The 20,843-nt window shown below is 36.4% G+C and carries 16 protein-coding genes and 1 pseudogene; 14 read left to right on the forward strand and 3 right to left on the reverse strand.

Annotated features, from left to right (window positions below; genetic code table 11):
- The 9 genes from WH188_RS11480 (at position 1) to WH188_RS11520 (ending at position 11,757) form a co-directional block, all read left to right on the forward strand.
- Positions 1-990, forward strand: a complete 990-nt coding sequence (locus tag WH188_RS11480; RefSeq protein WP_339423971.1) for a glycoside hydrolase family 5 protein — start codon at positions 1-3, stop codon at positions 988-990.
- Positions 948-2,768, forward strand: a complete 1,821-nt coding sequence (locus WH188_RS11485) for an acetylxylan esterase (protein WP_132769776.1) — start codon at positions 948-950, stop codon at positions 2,766-2,768. Before WH188_RS11480 ends, WH188_RS11485 begins: the two co-directional genes overlap by 43 nt.
- Positions 2,769-2,800: 32 nt before the next feature.
- Positions 2,801-3,970, forward strand: a complete 1,170-nt coding sequence (locus tag WH188_RS11490) for a glycoside hydrolase family 130 protein (RefSeq protein WP_339424107.1) — start codon at positions 2,801-2,803, stop codon at positions 3,968-3,970.
- Positions 3,971-3,998: 28 nt separating this feature from the next.
- A complete protein-coding gene (locus WH188_RS11495; protein ID WP_339423972.1) occupies positions 3,999-5,396 on the forward strand; it encodes an MFS transporter in 1,398 nt (465 codons plus the stop codon).
- 15 nt (positions 5,397-5,411) lie between these two features.
- Positions 5,412-6,581, forward strand: coding sequence for an AGE family epimerase/isomerase (locus WH188_RS11500; protein WP_339423973.1), 1,170 nt, complete (start codon positions 5,412-5,414; stop codon positions 6,579-6,581).
- Positions 6,578-7,711 carry a glycoside hydrolase family 26 protein gene (locus tag WH188_RS11505; RefSeq protein ID WP_339423974.1) on the forward strand — a complete coding sequence of 378 codons (1,134 nt, stop codon included), beginning with the start codon at positions 6,578-6,580 and terminating at the stop codon, positions 7,709-7,711. Before WH188_RS11500 ends, WH188_RS11505 begins: the two co-directional genes overlap by 4 nt.
- The gene (locus WH188_RS11510) at positions 7,708-8,829 is read left to right on the forward strand and encodes a glycoside hydrolase family 26 protein (protein WP_339423975.1); all 1,122 of its coding nucleotides are present in this window, start codon (positions 7,708-7,710) and stop codon (positions 8,827-8,829) included. The genes WH188_RS11505 and WH188_RS11510 overlap by 4 nt, the downstream gene beginning before the upstream one ends.
- Positions 8,830-9,108: 279 nt before the next feature.
- A complete protein-coding gene (locus WH188_RS11515) occupies positions 9,109-9,576 on the forward strand; it encodes a GNAT family N-acetyltransferase (protein WP_339423976.1) in 468 nt (155 codons plus the stop codon).
- A 255-nt stretch (positions 9,577-9,831) separates the two neighbouring features.
- The gene (locus WH188_RS11520) at positions 9,832-11,757 is read left to right on the forward strand and encodes a tetratricopeptide repeat-containing sensor histidine kinase (protein WP_339423977.1); all 1,926 of its coding nucleotides are present in this window, start codon (positions 9,832-9,834) and stop codon (positions 11,755-11,757) included.
- A gap of 19 nt (positions 11,758-11,776) precedes the next feature.
- On the opposite strand, the gene WH188_RS11525 is transcribed toward WH188_RS11520, so the two are convergent.
- Positions 11,777-12,403 carry a response regulator transcription factor gene (locus tag WH188_RS11525; protein ID WP_339423978.1) on the reverse strand — a complete coding sequence of 209 codons (627 nt, stop codon included), beginning with the start codon at positions 12,401-12,403 and terminating at the stop codon, positions 11,777-11,779.
- A gap of 289 nt (positions 12,404-12,692) precedes the next feature.
- Between WH188_RS11525 and WH188_RS11530 the strand changes: the two genes are divergently transcribed.
- Both WH188_RS11530 and WH188_RS11535 read left to right on the forward strand, forming a co-directional pair.
- The gene (locus WH188_RS11530) at positions 12,693-12,866 is read left to right on the forward strand and encodes a hypothetical protein (RefSeq protein WP_339423979.1); all 174 of its coding nucleotides are present in this window, start codon (positions 12,693-12,695) and stop codon (positions 12,864-12,866) included.
- 33 nt (positions 12,867-12,899) lie between these two features.
- Positions 12,900-14,417: a hypothetical protein gene (locus tag WH188_RS11535; protein ID WP_339423980.1), complete on the forward strand. Its 1,518-nt coding sequence runs from the start codon at positions 12,900-12,902 to the stop codon at positions 14,415-14,417.
- Between the two features lie 109 nt (positions 14,418-14,526).
- Here the strand turns inward: WH188_RS11535 and WH188_RS26335 are convergent.
- Positions 14,527-14,601: pseudogene (locus tag WH188_RS26335) on the reverse strand (IS3 family transposase); the annotation flags it as partial.
- A 1,293-nt stretch (positions 14,602-15,894) separates the two neighbouring features.
- On the opposite strand from WH188_RS26335, the gene WH188_RS11540 reads away from it, so the two are divergent.
- From WH188_RS11540 to WH188_RS11550, 3 genes are all read left to right on the forward strand, one after another.
- Complete coding sequence (locus tag WH188_RS11540) at positions 15,895-16,428, forward strand: sigma-70 family RNA polymerase sigma factor (RefSeq protein WP_021192159.1); 534 nt, start codon at positions 15,895-15,897, stop codon at positions 16,426-16,428.
- A 275-nt stretch (positions 16,429-16,703) separates the two neighbouring features.
- Positions 16,704-19,154: a TonB-dependent receptor gene (locus tag WH188_RS11545; RefSeq protein WP_339423981.1), complete on the forward strand. Its 2,451-nt coding sequence runs from the start codon at positions 16,704-16,706 to the stop codon at positions 19,152-19,154.
- Positions 19,155-19,194: 40 nt separating this feature from the next.
- Positions 19,195-20,433, forward strand: coding sequence for a hypothetical protein (locus WH188_RS11550; protein WP_339423982.1), 1,239 nt, complete (start codon positions 19,195-19,197; stop codon positions 20,431-20,433).
- Positions 20,434-20,611: 178 nt separating this feature from the next.
- Here WH188_RS11550 and WH188_RS11555 read toward each other — a convergent pair whose 3' ends face one another.
- The gene (locus tag WH188_RS11555) at positions 20,612-20,743 is read right to left on the reverse strand and encodes a hypothetical protein (protein ID WP_339423983.1); all 132 of its coding nucleotides are present in this window, start codon (positions 20,741-20,743) and stop codon (positions 20,612-20,614) included.
- Positions 20,744-20,843 lie beyond the last annotated feature (100 nt).

The following is a 20,843-nucleotide window of genomic DNA, read 5'->3' on the forward strand; positions in this document are numbered from 1 at the left end:
ATGCGAAAATATATAATCAGTAGTTTTATTGGGATTTGCTTATTGCTGTGCGGTATCTCGTGCAATGTCGCTCAGGTTATATCAAATAAGACAGGCGATGATATGGTATCTCTTCACGGTAAACTTCGGGTTTCAGGAACGACACTTGTAGATGCGAAATCCGATACGATCTCCTTACATGGAGTGAGTTTAGGGTGGCATAATTGGTGGCCACGTTTTTACGACAGCGCGACAGTGACATGGTTGAAAGATGACTGGAAAATTAAGGTGGTTCGTGCTGCTATTGGTGTTGAACCCGATGGTGCTTATCTGCAAAATCCAGAAGTAGCGATGCAAAAACTTTATGAAGTGATTGATGCCGCTATTGCAAATGGGGTATACGTAATCGTGGATTGGCATGCGCATCATATACATACCAGTGAAGCTAAATTATTCTTCCAAACGGTGGCCAGAAAGTACCATGCTCATCCAAATATAATCTATGAGATTTATAATGAACCAATGGATACAAGCTGGGAAGAGATAAAGAAATATGCCGAAGAGATCATACCTGCCATTCGTGCCATTGATCCTGATAATATCATATTAGTAGGTTGTCCCAATTGGGATCAGGATATTCATCTGGTAGCAGATGACCCTCTAATAGGATTTGATAATTTAATGTATACCGTACATTTTTATGCAGGGACACATAAACAGTTTTTGCGCGATCGTGCCGACTATGCACTTAGCAAGAGCATACCAATTTTTATCTCCGAATGTGCGGGTATGAATGCCGATGGTGACGGCGATATTGATTTGGAAGAATGGCAACTTTGGAAAGAATGGGCACAAAAAAATAAGATTAGCTGGGTTGCCTGGTCAATAGCAGATAAAAATGAAAGTTGCTCGATGATTGCTAACAGTCATGTTCCAAGTGCTGGATGGTCCTTAGAACAACTTAAGACATGGGGGAAACTCGTAAAGCAGGATTTAAGAAATATGAAATAATGAATATATATAGTAGGATTGCAGTAGGTATCTTATTGGCAGGGACTTCTCTGTTGCAAAGCTGCCACGTAAAGAGGCATACAAGTGCTGTTTTTGATTTTGGTGCCGATTGGAAATTTCACGCAGGCGAAGGTCTGGACAGCAACTGGAGTAAGAAGGACTATCAGGATAAGTACTGGAAGGATGTCATATCCAATAAAACACTGGTAGAGCAGGGCCAATCGCTGCAGCAGGGATTTGGATGGTATCGCAAGACATTGAAGTTCTCGAATCAAGCACAACGTAACATCAGGAAAGCAGAGGGAGTTGTGCTTGATCTGGGTAAATTTGCCGCTTGTGAAGAAGTTTATGTGAATGGAACACTGATCGGTAAAACAGGTGAGTTTCCTAACAATTTTGCGGGATATTTTGATCATGAACGTACCTATTTCGTACCTATCAAATATCTTGACCTCGATAAAGAAAATAGTATAGCAATCAAGTTTTTCGACGGATGGAGCAGCGCAGGAGGCTTTTTAAATGGTGCTATCATGAAAGTTCAACCTGCGTCCACTGCTGATAAGTTGATCTTGAATGTAAATGTTCGCGATGATGATTATGTCTTTCTCGGAACTGACAGTATTGCAATAGCGCCGGCTATCGTCAATAAAGGAAAGGAGGCTGTCAAAGCATATCTAAATATTACTTTGACGACCGATGATGGGCAGCTTGTCAATACACAGCAGGTAAATGTCGCTATTCCTGGAAATGGATCGTTGAATGCCGGTGTATTTGGGTTAAAAAATCCGAAGCCAGGGTTCTATCAATATAAGGTGAGCCTGCAGCTGGATAATGGACAAAAATTGGAACAACAATGTAACGTTGGCTATGAGCCCGAAAAGATCAGTTCTCCGAATGATGCCCGAGCTGATTTTGATGAATTTTGGAAAGCGAACAAACAAGCGCTGGCAGCAATAGAGCCAGATTATCAGTTGATATTACTCCCTGAACAGTCAAGATTGGATTATGATATGTATCAGGTTTCTATGCGTTCATTGGACAATGAGCTGATTATGGGATACTATGCCAAGCCGAAAAAATCTGGAAAACACCCTGTTATTGTCGAGTATATGGGCTATGGTTCGAAACCCTATTTTCCAAACCAAAGCTGGGATGGCTTCGCTTATTTTGTACTGTCTATCCGTGGACAGGCACTTAATGAAAAGACAAACCGTTTTGGGACCTGGTTTACACATGGTATTTTTAGCCAAGATGAATACTATTACAAAGGAGCTTTTATGGATGTAGTGCGAGCACTTGATTTTGTAAGTTCCAGAACTGAGTTGGATGCAAACCGTATTGCCGTACGTGGATCGAGTCAGGGCGGAGCTTTATCGGTAGTAGCGGCTTCACTGGATACGAGAGTAAAGGCTCTGGCAATAGGAATTCCTTTTTTGTCGGATTATAAAGATTATTTTAAGATTGCTCCTTGGCCAAAATCTGATGTAGATAATTATCTGAAACAACATACTGATATCAGTTTGGATCAAGTGTATAAAACGTTGTCTTATTTTGATATTAAAAATTTAGCATCACGTATTCGCGTACCATTGATCATGGGTATCGGGATGCAGGATCATGTATGCCCACCACATATCAACTTTGCAGCTTACAATCAAGTGCAATCAGAAAAATCCTGGATAGCATTTCCAAAATATGGACACAGTACTGGTAATGAATTTCATGTTGCCGGCCTTGATTTATTCAGACGAATTCTTTCCGTGGAAAAACCAGATTAAAGCAAAAGTTAACATTATATTTTATTAAAATGATGAGTACATTATTTAAGCAACGTCTAGAAGAGGTTGAAGCAGCTCACTATGCCTTATTACAACGTGAAAATACAGCAATAAGTGCTGGAAATGGAATCTATGAGCGTTATGAGTACCCAGTGGTCACAGCCGCACATACACCGCTATTCTGGCGTTATGATCTGGATGAAGTGACAAATCCATTTTTGCTGGAGCGCTTTGGTATAAACGGTACTTTTAATGCTGGAGCAATCAAATGGAACGGAAAGTACTTGCTTGTGGTTCGGGTTGAAGGCAATGATCGTAAATCTTTTTTTGCCATAGCGGAAAGTCCAAATGGAATCGATAACTTCAAATTTTGGGATTTTCCGATTGACCTGCCTGAGACTGCAGACCCGGATACCAATGTCTATGATATGCGCCTGATAGCACATGAGGATGGATGGATCTATGGTATTTTTTGTTCAGAACGTAAAGATCCAAATGCTGTTCCTGGAGATCTGTCTTCGGCAGTTGCCGCCGCTGGGATAGTACGAACAAAAAATCTGAAACAATGGGAGAGGTTGCCAGATTTAATATCAAAAAGCCAACAACGTAACGTCGTTCTCCATCCGGAATTTGTGAATGGTAAATATGCCCTCTATACAAGGCCTCAAGATGGATTTATCGATACCGGAAGCGGAGGTGGAATTGGTTGGGGACTTGTCGATTCAATGGAAAATGCTATTTTGGATGAAGAAACGATTATTAATCATCGTTATTATCATACGATAAAGGAACTGAAAAATGGGGAGGGGCCAGCACCCATCAAGACCGAAAAGGGATGGTTGCATCTTGCTCATGGCGTTCGTGCCTGCGCAGCAGGACTTCGCTATGTTCTGTATGTATATTTGACTGATTTAGAAAAGCCAGAAAAGTTGATTGCTGAACCTGCTGGTCATCTGATGGCACCACGAGGTGATGAGCGCATAGGCGATGTCTCGAATGTTCTTTTCACGAATGGTTGGATTGCAGATGAAGACGGTAAAGTTTTTATCTATTATGCATCCAGTGATACACGCATGCATGTTGCAGTATCATCTGTCGAACGTTTATTGGACTACTGTCTAAGCACAGCCCCAGATGGTATGCGTTCAAAAAAATCTGTCGAAACATTGAAAGATATCATTTCTAAAAATTTAAAAATTTAAATTACTCAAAACTTAATGTAAGACGAAAATGAAGATCACTACTGAGAATATCAGCCTCAAAGAAAAAATCGGTTATGGACTGGGTGATGCCGCCTCTTCTATGTTCTGGAAACTGTTTGGTATATACCTGATGTTTTTTTACACCGATATATTTGGTATGGAGGCTAAATTGGTCGGTACGATGTTTTTGATAACGCGTGTCTGGGATTCGTTATTCGATCCGATTATCGGTATAATTGCTGACCGTACAAATTCTAAATGGGGTAAGTTTAGACCTTATATTTTATATGTAGCGGTTCCATTCGGAGTACTCGGTGTTTTTACGTTTTACACCCCTTCATTTGGTGAAGAGGGAAAGTTAATTTATGCTTATTTAACATACTCACTAATGATGATGGTCTATTCGGCTATCAATGTGCCATATGCTGCTCTTTTGGGTGTAATGAGTGCTTCACCAAAAACGAGAAGCATATTGGCTACTTTTAGAATGAGTTTTGCCTACATCGGTAGTTTTGTGACCCTATTGCTTTTCAATCCTATGGTCAATTACTTTAGCGGCCATAGTAATGATATCGAGGCACAGAGGCACGGATGGGTTATGGCTGCGGCTGTTATAGCCATATGTTGTATTGTTCTTTTTTTACTATGCTTTGCTTGGACAAAGGAGCGTGTGCAGCCTGCAAAGGAATCAAATTCCAGCTTAAAAAAGGATGTAAAAGAACTTTTTAATAACGGCCCATGGTGGGTCCTGTTGGGCGCAGGACTTTCTACTCTGATATTCAATTCGGTACGAGACGGAGCGGCACTTTACTATTTCAAATACTATATAGATGAAGAGCATTATGGTAAAATTATGCTAGTCAATGTACCTTTTGTACTGAGTGGATTGTATCTGGCATTGGGACAGCTCGCCAATATCGTTGGTGTAATCATTGCCGCACCTTTGAGCAATTTTATCGGCAAGAAAAATACTTTTATGCTGACGATGCTGATCGCAACTTTAGGAAGTATACTTTTCTATTGGATGGATAAAGATTATTTATGGGGAATTTTTTCGTTGCAAGTATTGATCAGTATATGTGCGGGGGCTGTGTTTCCATTACTCTGGTCTATGTATGCAGATTGCGTCGATTATTCGGAATTTAAAACCGGCAACAGAGCTACCGGTTTAATTTTTAGTTCCTCTTCTATGAGTCAAAAGTTGGGCTGGGCTTTTGGTACCGCGATAACAGGATGGTTGCTCGGATACTACGGTTTTCAGGCAAATCAGCTACAGTCGCAAGAGACAATAAGTGGAATTAAGATGTTTTTAAGTTTTTTTCCCGCAGTGGGCACAGTATTATCAATCATATTCATTAGTTTTTATCCATTGAACGAACAAAAAATGCAGGCTATATCTGTCGAATTGGATAAACGTAGAAATTAAATTGGTCTGAAGAAAATGATGAAAGGGTTTAAAGAAGAACTGGAAAATAATATTCTCCCATACTGGATGAAAAATATGGTAGATGAAGAGCATGGTGGTTTTTATGGGCAGATTGACGGAAACAATAAAGCGCATAAAAAAGCTAACAAAGGAGCAGTAATGCATGCGCGCATATTGTGGACATATTCGGCAGCTTACCGACTATTTGGAAAAGATTGTTACCGTAAAATGGCTGATAGGGCTTATTTATACTTTAGAGATTATTTTATCGATCGCGTGTACGGGGGGGTATTTTGGGAACTCGATTACCTTGGTAATCCTGTTAATCCAAAAAAACAGACCTATGCACAGGGATTTGCTCTGTATGCATTTGCCGAATATTATCGAGCTACAGGAACACCAATGGCGCTGGCATATGCAAAAGAATTTTTTTATCAAATCGAAGCATGTAAGGATACTATTTTAGGGGGCTATTGGGAGGCTTTTACGGAAGACTGGCAACCAATTGCAGATATGAGATTGAGCGATAAGGATCAGAATGAAGCCAAGACTATGAATACCCACCTCCATATTTTGGAACCTTACACGAACCTGCTCAGGATATGGGATGATGAGTCTCTTAAAAAAGCACAAAAAGAATTGATCTCCTTATTTATTGATCGTATATATAATGCTGAGACAGGGCATCTACAATTGTTCTTTGATGCAGATTGGCATGTTCAAGGAGATATTCAATCTTTCGGGCATGATATCGAGGCGGCCTGGTTGCTGTTGGAGGCAGCACAGGTCCTGGGCGATGCTATGTTGGAGGATCAGATTAGATCGGTTGTGCCCAGTATTGCAAATGCTGCCATGGAAGGACTGTTATCCGATGGTAGTATGGCTTATGAAAAAAAAGATAACCATTGGGACCGCGAAAGGCATTGGTGGGTACAGGCAGAAGCGGTAGTAGGTCTGTCGTATTTAGGAAGACTGTTGAACAACACGTCTTATCAGAATAAGGCTGCTGCTGTCTGGAATTATATTCAGCATAATTTAGTTGATAAACATGAAGGTGAATGGTATTGGAGTAGGCTGGAGAATGGTGATATAAACAGAAAGGAAGATAAAGCTGGTTTTTGGAAATGTCCTTATCATAATGGGCGTATGTGCCTTGAGATGCTTGAAAACTTTGATAACATATGATAAAACAAATTGTAACATGGTTCGCATTATTAATCATGCAAACGGTTAATCTGGTTGCAGCAAAGACTATATTACCGATTGATTCCATGGCAACAATCGAAACTGTTGCGCTATACAACAATCTAATAAAGATACAATCTCAACGCGCTGTGATCTTAGGCCAGCAGGATGCCCTTCTTTATGGCAGGTCGTGGCAAGGAGAAAAAGACCGTAGTGATATAAAGGATGTTGCTGGAAGCCACCCGGCTTTACTGGGTCTTGATTTTCAGGTGTTAACGCATTCGGATAGCAATTATAGAAAGACTGAAACGGACAAATTAGTGAACGCAGTAAAAGATATGTATCAAAGAGGTGGTATTATTACCTTCTCTTGGCATATGTCCAATCCGATAAACGATGGATCATATGAATGGAAAGAAAATCCACAAATCGCAGTACGGGAGATGTTGCCTGGCGGAAGTGCCAATCGGAAGTATCAACATTACCTTCAACTCATGCGCGATTTTCTAAGACGTTGTACAGGTAGCAAGGGAGAGGCAATTCCCATTATTTTTAGACCTTTCCATGAATTTGATGGCGATTGGTTCTGGTGGGGTAGGGGGCATGCTTCTGCATCTGAATTTATTCAACTGTGGCGATATACGGTTGATTATTTAAAGAATGATCTTGATGTCCATCAACTGCTGTATGCATTTTCCCCAGATTGTCGTTTTCAAAGTGAGGAGGCTTATCTTGAGCAGTACCCAGGTGATGATTATGTAGATATCTTGGGTATGGATAATTATTGGGATTTTCGTCCTGATGGTGCGAATGATCCTATTGCGGCAATGAAAAAGTTAGGTATTGTTTCCACTATTGCTCTTGAAAAAAATAAACTGGCCGCACTTACTGAGGTAGGTTTGGAACAAATTACAGATCCAACGTGGTTTACAAATGTATTGCATCCCATTTTGAAAAAGTGGCCTCTAGCGTATTGTATGTTGTGGCGCAATGCTCATGATATACCTACGCACTATTATGTGCCGACGACAGAGCATCCGGCAGCTCATGATTTTGGCGTATTTTGCAAATCCAAAGATATGATACTTTTGAATGATCTTCCATTAATCTATATTCCCACAAAAAGATGAAAATAAAAAAGAAGTTATTCCATTTCACTGAAATAGTGGTCTGCTTTGCTTTTATGGCTGTAAGCATGGATGCATGGGGCCAAAAACCAGCAGACCCAAAGGCAACCAAAGAAACTCAGGACCTTTACGATATGATCAACCAACAACGCATTAAAGGTATTGCTGTAGGGCATCAAGATGCCCTAGCCTACGGACATGGCTGGTATAAAGTAAAAGGAAACAGTGATGTGAAGACAGTAACAGGAAAATATCCAAAAGTTGTCGGCTGGGAAATTGGGGATGTGGAACTCGGGAAAGCTTATAATTTGGATTCAGTATATTTCGATGATATGAGCAACTATATTCAAAATACATATCAACGTGGAGGTATTACAACGCTGAGCTGGCACGGAAACAATATTGCTACGGGTAATAATGCGTGGGATTGTGGCCAGGATACTGTAGTAAGATCGATTTTACCTAATGGTGTGCACCACCGTGAATATTTAGGATGGCTGGATAAGGTGGCCGATTTTCTGTTGAATCTTAAAGATCATGATCAAAAGTTAATTCCGGTTGTACTTAGGCCCTATCACGAACATACCGGCGCATGGTTTTGGTGGGGAGCAAAACAATGCTCTCCCGATGAATACAAGAATTTATGGAGAATGACTGTGGATTATTTTCAAAAGCACCATGATATCCATCATGTACTGTACTGTTATTCTCCTTCGGAAACCGAAAATGAAGCACATTTTCTAGAAAGGTATCCTGGAGATGATTATGTTGATCTTGTTGCCTTCGACTGTTATGTGCCTGGCAAAGGAACGTCTGATGATATTGCAAATTATAAGATAGCAATGGCTAAAAATATTGAAATAATAACGGGCTATGCAAAGAAATCAGGTAAGATCCCAACGATCGGCGAAACTGGTCTGGAGTCAGTGAAAGATCCCACTTATTTTACAGAAGTGGTTTATCCTCTGGTAAAGGGAAAAGAGTTAGCATGGATATTATTTTGGAGAAATGCCTATGAAGCGGACAAACCTGAACACTATTATATTCCGTTTAAGGGCCATCCCGCTTCGATAGATTTCAAGAAATTTGTGAATAAAAAAGATGTATTCTTAGTCAAATAGATGGTGACCAGGTGCGATCATTTTATTGTCTGCTTTGCGCCATTTTATGAAATTTTGGACTGTAGTGCACCATGTGTAGAACCTTTTTAGGTTTAATCAAAGTAAGCTTAGATTAAATGTAGTTGACCTTAATAGCGTGCTTTACTTTTTTCTGGACGGTATGTACAGCTAGAACCTAATGCACGAATAAAAAAAATAGGAAAAGTTTTTTTTCAATTTTTTGAATAAAGTAGGCCTTTATTGTAAGTTTGAATAACTTCCTTTTCTTAAATATAAAAAATGAATTTGCTTAAAATTGTTGATTATAAGTCTAATTACGCTCCTGTATTTAAAGAGTTGAATGAAAGGTGGATAAAAAAATATTTCACCATTGAACTGCAGGATATAGAGACTTTAAATAGCCCTCAGGAGATTATCGATCACGGAGGATTTATCATAGTTTGTTTATATGATCATATTCCTGTTGGAGTCTGTGCCGTAAAAAAGATCACTGATATCCGTTATGAACTATGTAAATTTGCTGTTGATGAACAGTATCAAGGTATGGGTATTGGAAAATTAATTCTTGAACATTGTATTTCTGGGGCAAAAATTAGAAATATTCCTACATTGTTTTTGGAGGGTAATACTAAATTAGGATCTTCCATTCATTTATATGAAAAGTTTGGATTTAAAAAAATTTCTTTGGCAGAGCATGCTCCACATTACTCTCGCGTTGATATTATTATGGAATTAAATCTAATTTAACCATATAAATACTTAAAGACTGGGACGATTTACAGCCGATATTGATACAAAAACTATACTTTGTATCTATTTTGACTAAATACCTCTCCTGGAAATTCGGAGCAGCATACAATTTTTAACAAATTAAATCACCAAAAATAATCCAAGTAGATTATTTCACTTATCACTATGTGTGACTTCTTTCTCTCAGAATTAAAACAACATCGTTTAGCTATATTATGTTTAGTCATGAATTACTTTTTAACTGGTAATGTTATGGCGGAACAAGTTATCTCTGAACCCGATAGTAATTTGATAAACCAACTGAATGAGAGATCATTATCATTATGGTCTTCTAAACCAGATTCAACGATTATCTTAGCCAATCAAGCTTTCGAAATTAGTAAACGGAATTTATACAAAGCAGGAGAAATGCGTGCATTAGGAAATTTAGGAATTGGTTATTACGAAAAGGGAGATTATAATAAATCTATCAAATCGTACAACATCGCAATTGCAATTGCAGATTCTCTGAATGACAAAAGTTATATTGCACGTATGCTCAGCAACCTGTCAATGCCCTACCTTGCACTCGGTGCCCATAATGAAGCATTGAAAAATCTCTATAAATCCCTTGCTCTTGCTGAAGAAAATAATCAATTCAAGACGGTTGCACATGCTAACCATAATATTGGGATGGTATATCATTATCAATCTAAAAGTGAACAAGCTATTCAGTATTATCAAAAAAGTTTGAATATTTACGAAGCTGCTGGCGATACCACCCGCTCGACTTTTATTTTGGGCAATATGGCTCATCTTTATCTTAAAAAAAAGAATTTTGAAAAAGCTAAAGCGTTATATGTACAATCTCTGATGCTAGCAGAAAAACAGCAAAATAAAAAAGGAGTTGGAAATGCACTTCAATCATTAGGTGCTTTCTATTTAGAGCAAGGAAATATAAAAGAGGCATTATCTTATCTTTTTAAATCAAAAAAAATATTTCATGAGACCGGAGAAGGAACAGAATATCTTAGACTTTTAGATAATTTAGTAGCATGTTACCTCGTATTAGGAGATAGAACCGCAGCTTCCAATTATGCCAATGAAAATTATAAATTAGCAAGTAAACAGCAGCAATTTTATTACATGAATACGGCAGCTGAACAGCTTAGTAAGTTGTATGAAGAAAGTGGTGACTATTACGCTGCTTTGGACTATTTTAAAAAAGCTACTTTAGCATCCGACAGCCTCAACAGCCGACAAAATAAAGATGCCTTAGTTAGGATGGAGGAGAAATATCGATATCAAGAAGATCAAAAGCAGGCTATCTTCGTGCACGATATGCAATTGAAAAGAAAAAATCTGGTGATATACAGTGCTGTGGTCCTGATATTCGTTCTTATTGTTATTGCTCTACTTTTTGCAAGCAACATCAGGCAAAAAAGGAGAATAAATAAAATATTGAAGGAAACTAACGATTTTTTCGAGGAGCAGAATACGATACTCGAAACCTCAAATCATTTTAAAGAACAGTTATTGTCATTGGTAGCACATGATGTACGGCATCCTATAGCTAGCCTGCAAAATGTACTATACTTATTTGAAAATAAGCATTTATCGTCTAGGGATATACAACAATTAATGTCTTCTTGTCACCATGAGTTAAGTAAACTAATACTCTTACTGGATGATCTGCTACTGTGGGTCAAACTTCAACTCAATTATACATTATCACAAAAAATCCACTTCCGATTAGAAGATCTTCTACATCCTCTTCTCGAAATATATCGACGTAAAGCAGATGATAAAAAGATTCAATTAAAAATAGAAAATGCGAGCGATATTATAATAAATGCCGATATGGAAGCTATATCAACGGTTATACGGAACTTGGTCCATAATGCTATAAAGTTTTCCAATCTTGGTGATACTATTTGTATATATACTAGCCCCGCAACAACCAATGGCCGTATCAGGATTTGTATACAGGATACAGGAATAGGAATGTCTGAAGAAATCTTAGAAGACATATTTACTGTACCAAGTGAAATACGACGATCTGGGACAAACCATGAAAATGGATCTGGCCTTGGAATCCAAATATGCATGCACTATCTTCAATTGGAGAATAGTAAGTTAATGGTAGAAAGCCAGCAAGGAAAGGGAACTACTTTTTGGTTTGAAATAGATCTTGCATAAAATTTATTGGTGAAATTTCTTAAATTAATTCATGATCTCGTGCATACCTTAGCATCTGGGTAATCGTCTGGCAATTTGTTTTTGCCATCATTTTGCGGCGGTGTGCAACTACAGTATGCGGGCTTAAAAACGTTAGAGATGCTGTTTCAGCAACACTATGACCTTGAGAAAAGTATTTTAGCATCTCTAGTTCTCTCGCTGTAAATATTTGTGTATTTTCTATGTCGATGGGTTTCATTTGTTTAAATTCAGGAATAATATAATTTCGTCCTTGATTTATAGCGGTAATGCAATCCATTACATGGTGAATTTGACATGCTTTACTAAGCATACCATCAGGCCGATATTGTAGTATACTTTTTATGACAGAGGGAGCAATAGCACCAGTAACTACTATAACTTTAGCCAATTCATTGATCCTTCTTATTTCTGTTAATAATGAAAGTCCATTTTCATTAGGAAAATAATAGTCTAAAAAAACATAGATCTTATTTCTTCCAAAAGTACGTAAAAATGAAAAAAAATCCTTCGAGGCATCAAATGACTGAATCAAGTCAATATCACATTCCTTTTTTAGTAATAAGGAAAAAGAATCAGCAAAGAGCCGATGGTCATCTAGAATTACGGCGTGGGTTAATACTTTCATATATGAAACAGTAGCATTTATGGGTAGATCAAATATACATATGTTTCAATATGCTTTTTTAAAAAGACTTGAAATAATTATATTTTTTTGTTGGATGTAACATGTTTATGTTATTCTATGCTATTTTATAGCGTAAATATGCTATAAATCTGTTTACATAGCGAAGTGCAATTTTAAAACTATTTATTTTGCAACATTAATACATTTTATCTTGATTAGTCAGCTTGTTAAAACTGACTATAGTTGACCTCAAATTTTAGAAAAAAAATATTTTTTATATAAAAAAACAATGAAAACAGAGAAAAAACATTTTATAACTAGTAAGGGCGGGAAGTTTTATGAAGCACCTTGTTTAAAGGTAGAGCAAATAGAAATGGAACAAGGAATTGCCGCAGGTTCTGCACCCTCACTTCAAGAAGAATACGAAGAAGGCGATGATGACAACAGAACGTTTTCATTCTAAACAAAATCACTAACTTTTTAAATTAAGGAAAAAATGAAATATAAATATTTTGTTGTTTTAATATTATCAGGATTTTTTTTAAATTCTTGCCAGAAAGACAATCAAACAATTTCACCAGATAGTACAGCAATAGAGGCAGGTAAAGGTCGATTAAAAATTAACTTATCAGGATCCGATTATGCAGATATAAAAAGCAATAAAAGTGAAATTCAAAATCAAGAAATCGAACTAGGAAGTGGTATTAAAGCATTCGTATCTCTTGAAAGAATTGATAGGCAGTCAACAGTTGTAAAACGTGCTGCAAATCGTATGGCTACGGCTGTAGAAAAGGGCTTGCCAAATGAAACATATTACGGAATACTAACTTATAACGGAAATTCCCCTTCAGTCAAAACGCTACAAGTAGGAGGGGCAAATCAAAGTATTGATCTAGCTCCAGGAACTCATGAAGTTATATTATACTCTAGAGGTTTAAAAAATGAAACAACTTTAAATACTATTAACTGGGGACCAAAAGGATTTTACGATGTATCTGCTAAAGATGGTGCTTTTATGGCAACCACAAAAACGTTACAAATCAAAGCTGGCGAAGAAACTGCAATAAATGCCACTTTAATTCATCAATTTAGCGAAATCAACATTAATGTTAAATTGCCATCGACAGTTGCAACTGCAGTAACCGGGTCAATTTCAACAAGTAAAATAAATTACAAGCCATTTGAAAATCCAACTGTTGACTTTCAATCTGATGGTAATCAGAATTTTACATTGGTTGCTGCTGGTGCAACAGCTTCTGGTAAAGTTATTGTAGGAGGTAATACTCCAAGAGATTTGACTTTAAACGTAGGGGGAAAAACAATCACAGTACCTAACGTGCGTGTTATACCAGGAGAGCGTTACAATTTAAATATAAATCTCGTTAGCGATAATGAAATAATAAAAGTTCCTACAGGTACACATACTCCAGGTGAAAGTATCGTACTTTACGAAAAAGATCTTTCAAGTACTAATGGCTTCGAAATTGACATTACTGATTTAGATAATTCTTTTGCTGTAGAAGTTAATGGAAAACAAGTATTTACAGCAGATATCGCATCTAATGGTATTGATAATCAGTTCGAATACCATGATATGCAATTTCAGGGTCGTGAAACAGGGGAATTAGTCGCTTACCAGAACAAAGCTTATCCAGCTAATATTAAATTTGCCGATGGTTCAGTTTGGGGATCTAATGGTGTATCATCAATATGGAGTATGGCGCACACGAATTGGAACAAACCGACTGTAAAATTAGTAGTTGACGGTAATGGCAATGTAAAACTATTTGCTTCGAAAACAGCGCAAGGGGAGCTATTTGAGGTTGTGGCTGTAACTGGAGAAACTGGCAGAAATACATCTCGTTTAGATGGTTCACGAGAGTATTCCTATAACGTTACTTCACAATTTAACACTGTTAATTGGGTTAAGTCCGGAACTAACGAGGTTAAAATCAGTATGATATCTTACGATACAAACAGATTTAATGGTATTTTGTCTTTAAAAAGTAATTAAGATTACTTAGTTGTAAAAAACATCAAAAAAGGATTTTTATAAAGAGGATAATATAAGGAGGCTGTAATACAAAATTACACTGCTCCCAAAAGTTATACTAAATTAGAATCTAATTATTAATATGATGAGCTCGATATTTTATCGGGCTCATTCCTTTTAGATAGAGTTTTATTCGATCGTTGTTATGGTATTAAATGTAGTTCTTATTATCCTGTTTAAGGTCATTGATTTCGATGTATTTCTTAAGATAGAACAGTTTAGATTTAATGATGCCAATGAAATTCTCAATAAGGGGTTTGTTTCGGTAACAACCTTTTCTGGACATACTCGGCCTAATGCCTTTCTTTTTCAGATACCGGTGATGTGTTTGACCTGAGAAGGCCATTTGATTATTTGGATAAAGAGTTTGAGACTTTGTTTCCACCGGAACCCAATGGTAAGGGCGTTCGTTTTGTGCGTAAACTGGTCAAGGTACTTCTTAAAAAATGGGAACGAGAAGTATGTGCTGTGTCATATCGAATTCCAGTCCAGTAAGAGGAAGGGAGATCTCGCCGAGCGCATGTTCAATTATTATTACAAAGTATATACGGTAATAGGTAAGTCTACCTAACTTCCGTAATTTAATAAGAGTAAAAATAGCGAAAATTTACTCTCGTTTATCAATCACCTTATCCTTCACTTTCATCTCCAACAGCTTATTGCGGTAATAATAACAAATCAACTTATCATGAACGACTCCTCTTTATCACCAACATTAAATCCTATCTTTTTCCTTTCTTTAGGGATGGGTTCCTCTATTTCCTTCGGAGAGTGCTTCGCAGTTTTATCTTGGCTACTAACTCGACAATTCGACTCTTAAAATTAAAAGTTGACTTTAAAATTTCAAAAAATAATGAGAAAAATAGCTCTAAGGGGAATCTTAGCGCTATTAACCAATATATATTTGTGATAGCATGCTCATAAGAGCAACACTAAAAAATAAATATTTCTAGTAGATTTCAAAATAAAAAAGCTCTCTCAAAAAAATGAAAGAGCCTTCAAAACCAGATAAACATGATAACATTAAATTAAATCTAATATGAAGATAAAATAAATCTTTCAGATCTAATTAGAAAAAATCAAATCCAGTGTTTTTACTTGGTGATAGTAAGTACTTTTTACTTTGATGTTATGGCTTTTGCAGGAATTATAAACGAGCTTAATAACTCGAGGCTAAAGTATCGCTTTTTTTCATTTCGGTATGGATAGGCAGTTTCAACATTTGTTTGTTGCATTTTTTCAACAGCGAAGATTTCTCTAATCTTTATAGCTTGAAAAAAAGAATGAAGTTTTAAAAAAAGCGTATTATGGTATTGATATCTTCTTAATTTACAATTCGAAATGGTCGATATTAAGCTCATTATTTGTTTAAGTAAATTTTAAATTATTATTTGGATTGTATCTAAATAAGATTAAATTTGTCCAGTAATCATACGATATGGACGTTCAAAAGAATTTAATAGATTGTCAATCAATTGATGAGAAATGTTTCGAATTGATTTATAAACGCTATTGGGATCAGGTGCTAGCATATGCGACCTGTATTGTCCATGATCAATCGTTAGCTGAAGATATTGTACAACATGTGTTTGTCTCCCTGTGGGATAAAAGAAGTGAACGACATATTGAAAATATCGAAAATTATCTCAAAAGGGCAGTAAAATATACTGCTTTCCATGAAATCAAAAAAAGACTTAATATAGACGATAATATGAATCTTAGTGATGTTGATATTATCGGTGATCAGGAATCCGATCAAGACATCCTGTATAAAGATTTACATCAGCGACTAGATGAAATCATTACAAAACTTCCTTCCAAAAGTAAAGATCTGTTTGTACTTAAATTTAAAGATGGGCTGGACAATAATGCGATTGCATCTGCTCTGGATCTTTCCGAGAAAACAATTCGTAATAAGCTCTCTATCAGTTTAAAATCAGTAAGAGTAAACCTTAAAAAAGTTGGTTTTTAACCACTTTAATCTCCTTATTTATATTTAGTATAAATAAATCGGGACATTTTGTATTAAAACTACACTTAGTACTATGGATGTTCATATGTAATCCTCAACAGACATCCTTTTTCTTCTTATGATAATGAACAAGAATATGCAATGTGCTATTCAAGAATTCAGCTAAAAAGATAGTTTAGATGCTGATATTATAGTAATGAGATTACTGAGTGAGGTGTTTTTAATATGGAGGTTTGAAAAATTAAGAACCTTTTAAAGTGATAATAAAACAGTAAATGCAATCTAAACAATTATTTTTAACAGTATTTTTTTTACACATCTCTCTTTTGCTATGTGCACAAAAAATAGAAACGTTTAATCTATCTGGTTACGTAAAAGATACTTTTGGAAAACCTATCTCTGGGGCAACTATCTATATAAGGGAATTGGATAAGGGAACGACAAGTGATGTGGATGGATCCTATCAATTCTTAAAATTAAAAAACTCTAATTTAAATGTACGCGTATCAAGTGTCGGTTACCATTCGGAAACGAAAACCTTAAATCTTTCCACTAATGAAAATTCTTTTTTGGATTTCCAGTTGCGCCGTGATGAGAAATCACTCGCGGAGGTTTCTGTGGTTGGACAAAGCTTAAACCAGCGAAAGGTACAGGAAATAAAACAATCGGGCTATGCTGTCAATGTCATTGACCTGACTACACAAGTAGATAAGGTTGCAGATCTGAACCAATTATTAAGACGATCTCCTGGAGTAACTATTCGTGAAAATGGTGGAATGGGATCGGATTTCTCGTTTAAAATTAATGGTCTGGATGCGAAAATATTTATTGATGAGGTGCCCATGGAAAATTATGGAAGCTCCATGACCTTGAATAATATTCCGGTCAACTTAGTTGACCGTATTGAAGTTTATAAAGGTGTTGTGCCAGCCTATTTACCTACAGACGTACTGGGAGGTGCTGTAAACATTATCACAAAACGTAGAAACAAACAGTTTTTTGATTTCAGTTATGGATATGGTTCTTTCAATACACACCAAGCATCATTGATCGCAAATATGAGAGATGCCAAAACGGGCTTGATGGTCAAAGCGGATGCTTTTTTTAACCATTCGGACAATAATTATATGATGTACAGTAATCCCAAATATGGTATTAATCTGGACGGATATTTTAAATCATTTGTCGATGAAGAAACTGGAATTGTGCAGAATCAATTGGTAAAAGTAGATAAAGCCCGCCGTTTTCATGATGCCTATACTTCGGGAATGGGAAAATTGGAGGCTGGATTTGAAAATGTGAAATGGGCAGATCGATTACTTTTTGGCCTAAGCTATTCTGAAAATAATAAGGAAATACAAATGGGATCAAATATAAAATCGGTATACGGCGGTCGATGGTCCGAAAATAAATTCCTTACACCTAGTATACAGTACCGGAAAAATGGCCTATTTCTTCCGGATCTTTATGTTGATGTTTTTGCGAGCTATGGTGATAGTCGTACAGAGGTACGTGATACTGCAAAGTATCTCTATTACTGGTCCGGAATACCGCAAAGCAATGGCACATTCAAAGAAGAGGCTTACGATCAGATTATTAATAAAAGTTATATTGCAAAGACAGATTTTTCTTACAACCTCAATAAGAAAAAATCGCAAGTAATTAATTTGAGCTATAACCTCAGTACCAATCAGCAAAAGAATTTTGATATGATGAAAACTGAGGAGTATCGAGAAATCAATAGCAGACCAAAGCGTCTAAACAAACACCTGATAAATTTGGCTTGGCAAGGGCAATGGTTAGATGAAAAACTAAGTTCTGTGGTATTCTTTAAATATTATGGGATGGATAATAGCTATACTGCAGATGAACGAAAATACGATAGCGACGGAAAACTTATATCAGGCGATGTGGTCCAGTATAATAACTATAAAGACTACAAAAGTGGTGGCTTGACCTTAAGATACCTTTTAAAGAAAGATGTAGGTATCAAAACCTCGCTTGAGAAGTCATATAAATTACCTTCCGTAGAGCAGTTATACGGAAATGTCGTATATGTATTACCAAATGTTGATCTAAAGCCTGAAGAGTCCAATAATGTCAATCTAGGCATGTTTTATAACGGATATTTTAATGATCAGCATTTTATCAATGTAGATGTCACCACTTTCTTACGTAATACCAATAATTATATACAGATGGTCAGTGCCGGGAACTATTATCGATACTCCAACCTCGACGGAGCAAGATTATATGGTATCGAGTTTGATGCGAAATACGGCTATAAAGATCTGTTTCGGGTCAATGTGAATGGTAGCTATGATAAAGCAATAGTAACGAAATTACAAACAGGAGAATCTGTTGATAAGGAAGGATCGATCTTGCACAAACAACTGCCAAATAGACCTTATTTATATGGAAATCTGGATGTTTCAATTGGAAAAAATGATTGGTTAGGAAAAGGAACCCGGATTGAATTGACCTATATGAATCAGTATATCCATAAATTTTATATGAGCTGGGACAATTTGGCATCTCAAGAGACAAAACTATATATTCCCAGTCAAGACGTTCATTCTGCAATCCTTTCCTACTCTTGGAAGCATAATAAATACGGAATTTCTATGGAAGCTAGAAACTTTACCGATGAAAGACTTTACGATAATTTTGGACTGCAAAAAGCAGGTCGTGCATTCTATACCAAATTAAGAATGTCCATCTTTTAATTTAAATTTTAACAATATATACTATACAAATATGCGTTTTATGAATACTTATTTTAAAAAATCATGCCTGATGGCCGGTGTGGCTTTGAGTTTTGCGGCCTGTAAAAGCTCTTCTGATAATACAAATACAATACCTGATGAAATAGCTAAAGCTTCAAAATATGGTATTACGATTCAGGTGGAAGCTGCGGGAGAAAAACATGATTATATTTTGCCGGTTGAAGACCTGATGAAAGAAGGATCGGTATCTCCTGTAGGATTCGGGATTGACGTGACTGGAAAGATAGATCAAACTTACGGGGTAAGAGAAGGGTCTAATATTTTTATAACAGAGGGTAATGCTGTATTTAAATACTCTGTTTCAACTGGCGATATAGTCGAAAAAGGGAATGCTGTCGTGTCTAATCCAGGAAACTATTTGGGGATGATGAAGTCGGCATTTGTTGATGGACGTGTAAATTTTATCAATTGGTCGGCATCATATAATGCTGCTACAGAAGCTATCGATAAACGTTTATTTATTATCGATACCGCGACTATGATTGTGAAAGGTGAATCGGCATTAAATTTTAAAGTTCCTGCAATCGCTAAAGCTGGTAAACCAAATGAATTTTATGACAAGTCAACGATTCAATTATCTCCAACAAGTTTAGGAATCAAAAATGGTAAAATCTATGTCGGATTCTTGTATCTAACACCTGAATGGGCCGCTCCAGCAAAACAGGTCGCTTATGTGCTGACTGCGGACTATCCAAGTTTACAAAATCAAAAGATTGCTTCTAATGATAAATATGGACATACAACAGGTACCTGGTATCAAACAAAATCGAGCTTTTTCGATGAAAACGGAAATTATTATTTCACGACTATCCGTGAAGGAAAGTATTACACTTTATTGCGTATGAAGGCCGGTACTACAGAAATAGATCCAGATTATGCATTTGATTTATCAAATTATAGCTTATTCTCTGAAGGTTATATGGGACAGCAATCGGATCAGCACACCTATTTAAAAGATGGTAAAGCATTATTGGGCGCTTATGTTTTTGACATCAATAATAAAGTGATGGTCAAAAATCTAAATGATTCTGGATTAGGGAAAGTTCAGATCGTGCCTTCAAATGGCGTATTAGTCGATGGTGGTAAAGCTTATGTATTTGTGAAAACTGTAGATTCTCAGTGGTACATAGCTTGCTATGATACCGATAAAAACGAATTTAAAAGAGGTATTCAAATCAAAGGGGGAATTACTTCTGCTTATGGTGTGGTTAAATATTAAGACCGCTATAATTTTCTTTGTTATATTTCATTACTCTTAGTGTTATGGAATATAAACTAGGTTTTCTAGCTTAAACAGTTGAAAAATGAAAAGCGTGAATGATAATTATGTTATTAGCAACAAATTAAAGATCATTTAAACAATAAGAGCCGTTTCAAATTGAAGCGGCTCTTGTTGTTTATGTAATTCTTAAAGCTATTGTGCTTTTAAAGTGTTCTTTTGCGTATGCATGACTATCCATTTCTGGATGATCACCATCACAGTAGAATTGTTGGTGCAGATCTTCTTCCTCCACAACTTGAGGTCGCATTTTACGACTTCAAATTCTCCATTCTTCATGGTTAGGTAAAAACATAAATTCTGAGTTTCATTAATTAATTTTTTTATATAATATTCTTTCACTATATTAA

Source organism: Sphingobacterium sp. MYb388 (assembly GCF_037479535.1).
GTDB classification, from domain to species: Bacteria; Bacteroidota; Bacteroidia; order Sphingobacteriales; family Sphingobacteriaceae; genus Sphingobacterium; species Sphingobacterium anhuiense.

Coding starts and splice junctions, on each gene's coding strand:
- WH188_RS11480 (WP_339423971.1), top strand. CDS start 1: ATGCGAAAATATATAATCAGTAGTTTTATTGGGATTTGCTTATTGCTG.
- WH188_RS11490 (WP_339424107.1), top strand. CDS start 2,801: ATGAGTACATTATTTAAGCAACGTCTAGAAGAGGTTGAAGCAGCTCAC.
- WH188_RS11485 (WP_132769776.1), top strand. CDS start 948: ATGGGGGAAACTCGTAAAGCAGGATTTAAGAAATATGAAATAATGAAT.
- WH188_RS11500 (WP_339423973.1), top strand. CDS start 5,412: ATGATGAAAGGGTTTAAAGAAGAACTGGAAAATAATATTCTCCCATAC.
- WH188_RS11505 (WP_339423974.1), top strand. CDS start 6,578: ATGATAAAACAAATTGTAACATGGTTCGCATTATTAATCATGCAAACG.
- WH188_RS11515 (WP_339423976.1), top strand. CDS start 9,109: ATGAATTTGCTTAAAATTGTTGATTATAAGTCTAATTACGCTCCTGTA.
- WH188_RS11545 (WP_339423981.1), top strand. CDS start 16,704: ATGCAATCTAAACAATTATTTTTAACAGTATTTTTTTTACACATCTCT.
- WH188_RS11555 (WP_339423983.1), bottom strand. CDS start 20,743: ATGCGACCTCAAGTTGTGGAGGAAGAAGATCTGCACCAACAATTCTAC.
- WH188_RS11495 (WP_339423972.1), top strand. CDS start 3,999: ATGAAGATCACTACTGAGAATATCAGCCTCAAAGAAAAAATCGGTTAT.
- WH188_RS11530 (WP_339423979.1), top strand. CDS start 12,693: ATGAAAACAGAGAAAAAACATTTTATAACTAGTAAGGGCGGGAAGTTT.
- WH188_RS11535 (WP_339423980.1), top strand. CDS start 12,900: ATGAAATATAAATATTTTGTTGTTTTAATATTATCAGGATTTTTTTTA.
- WH188_RS11540 (WP_021192159.1), top strand. CDS start 15,895: ATGGACGTTCAAAAGAATTTAATAGATTGTCAATCAATTGATGAGAAA.
- WH188_RS11510 (WP_339423975.1), top strand. CDS start 7,708: ATGAAAATAAAAAAGAAGTTATTCCATTTCACTGAAATAGTGGTCTGC.
- WH188_RS11525 (WP_339423978.1), bottom strand. CDS start 12,403: ATGAAAGTATTAACCCACGCCGTAATTCTAGATGACCATCGGCTCTTT.
- WH188_RS11550 (WP_339423982.1), top strand. CDS start 19,195: ATGAATACTTATTTTAAAAAATCATGCCTGATGGCCGGTGTGGCTTTG.
- WH188_RS11520 (WP_339423977.1), top strand. CDS start 9,832: ATGGCGGAACAAGTTATCTCTGAACCCGATAGTAATTTGATAAACCAA.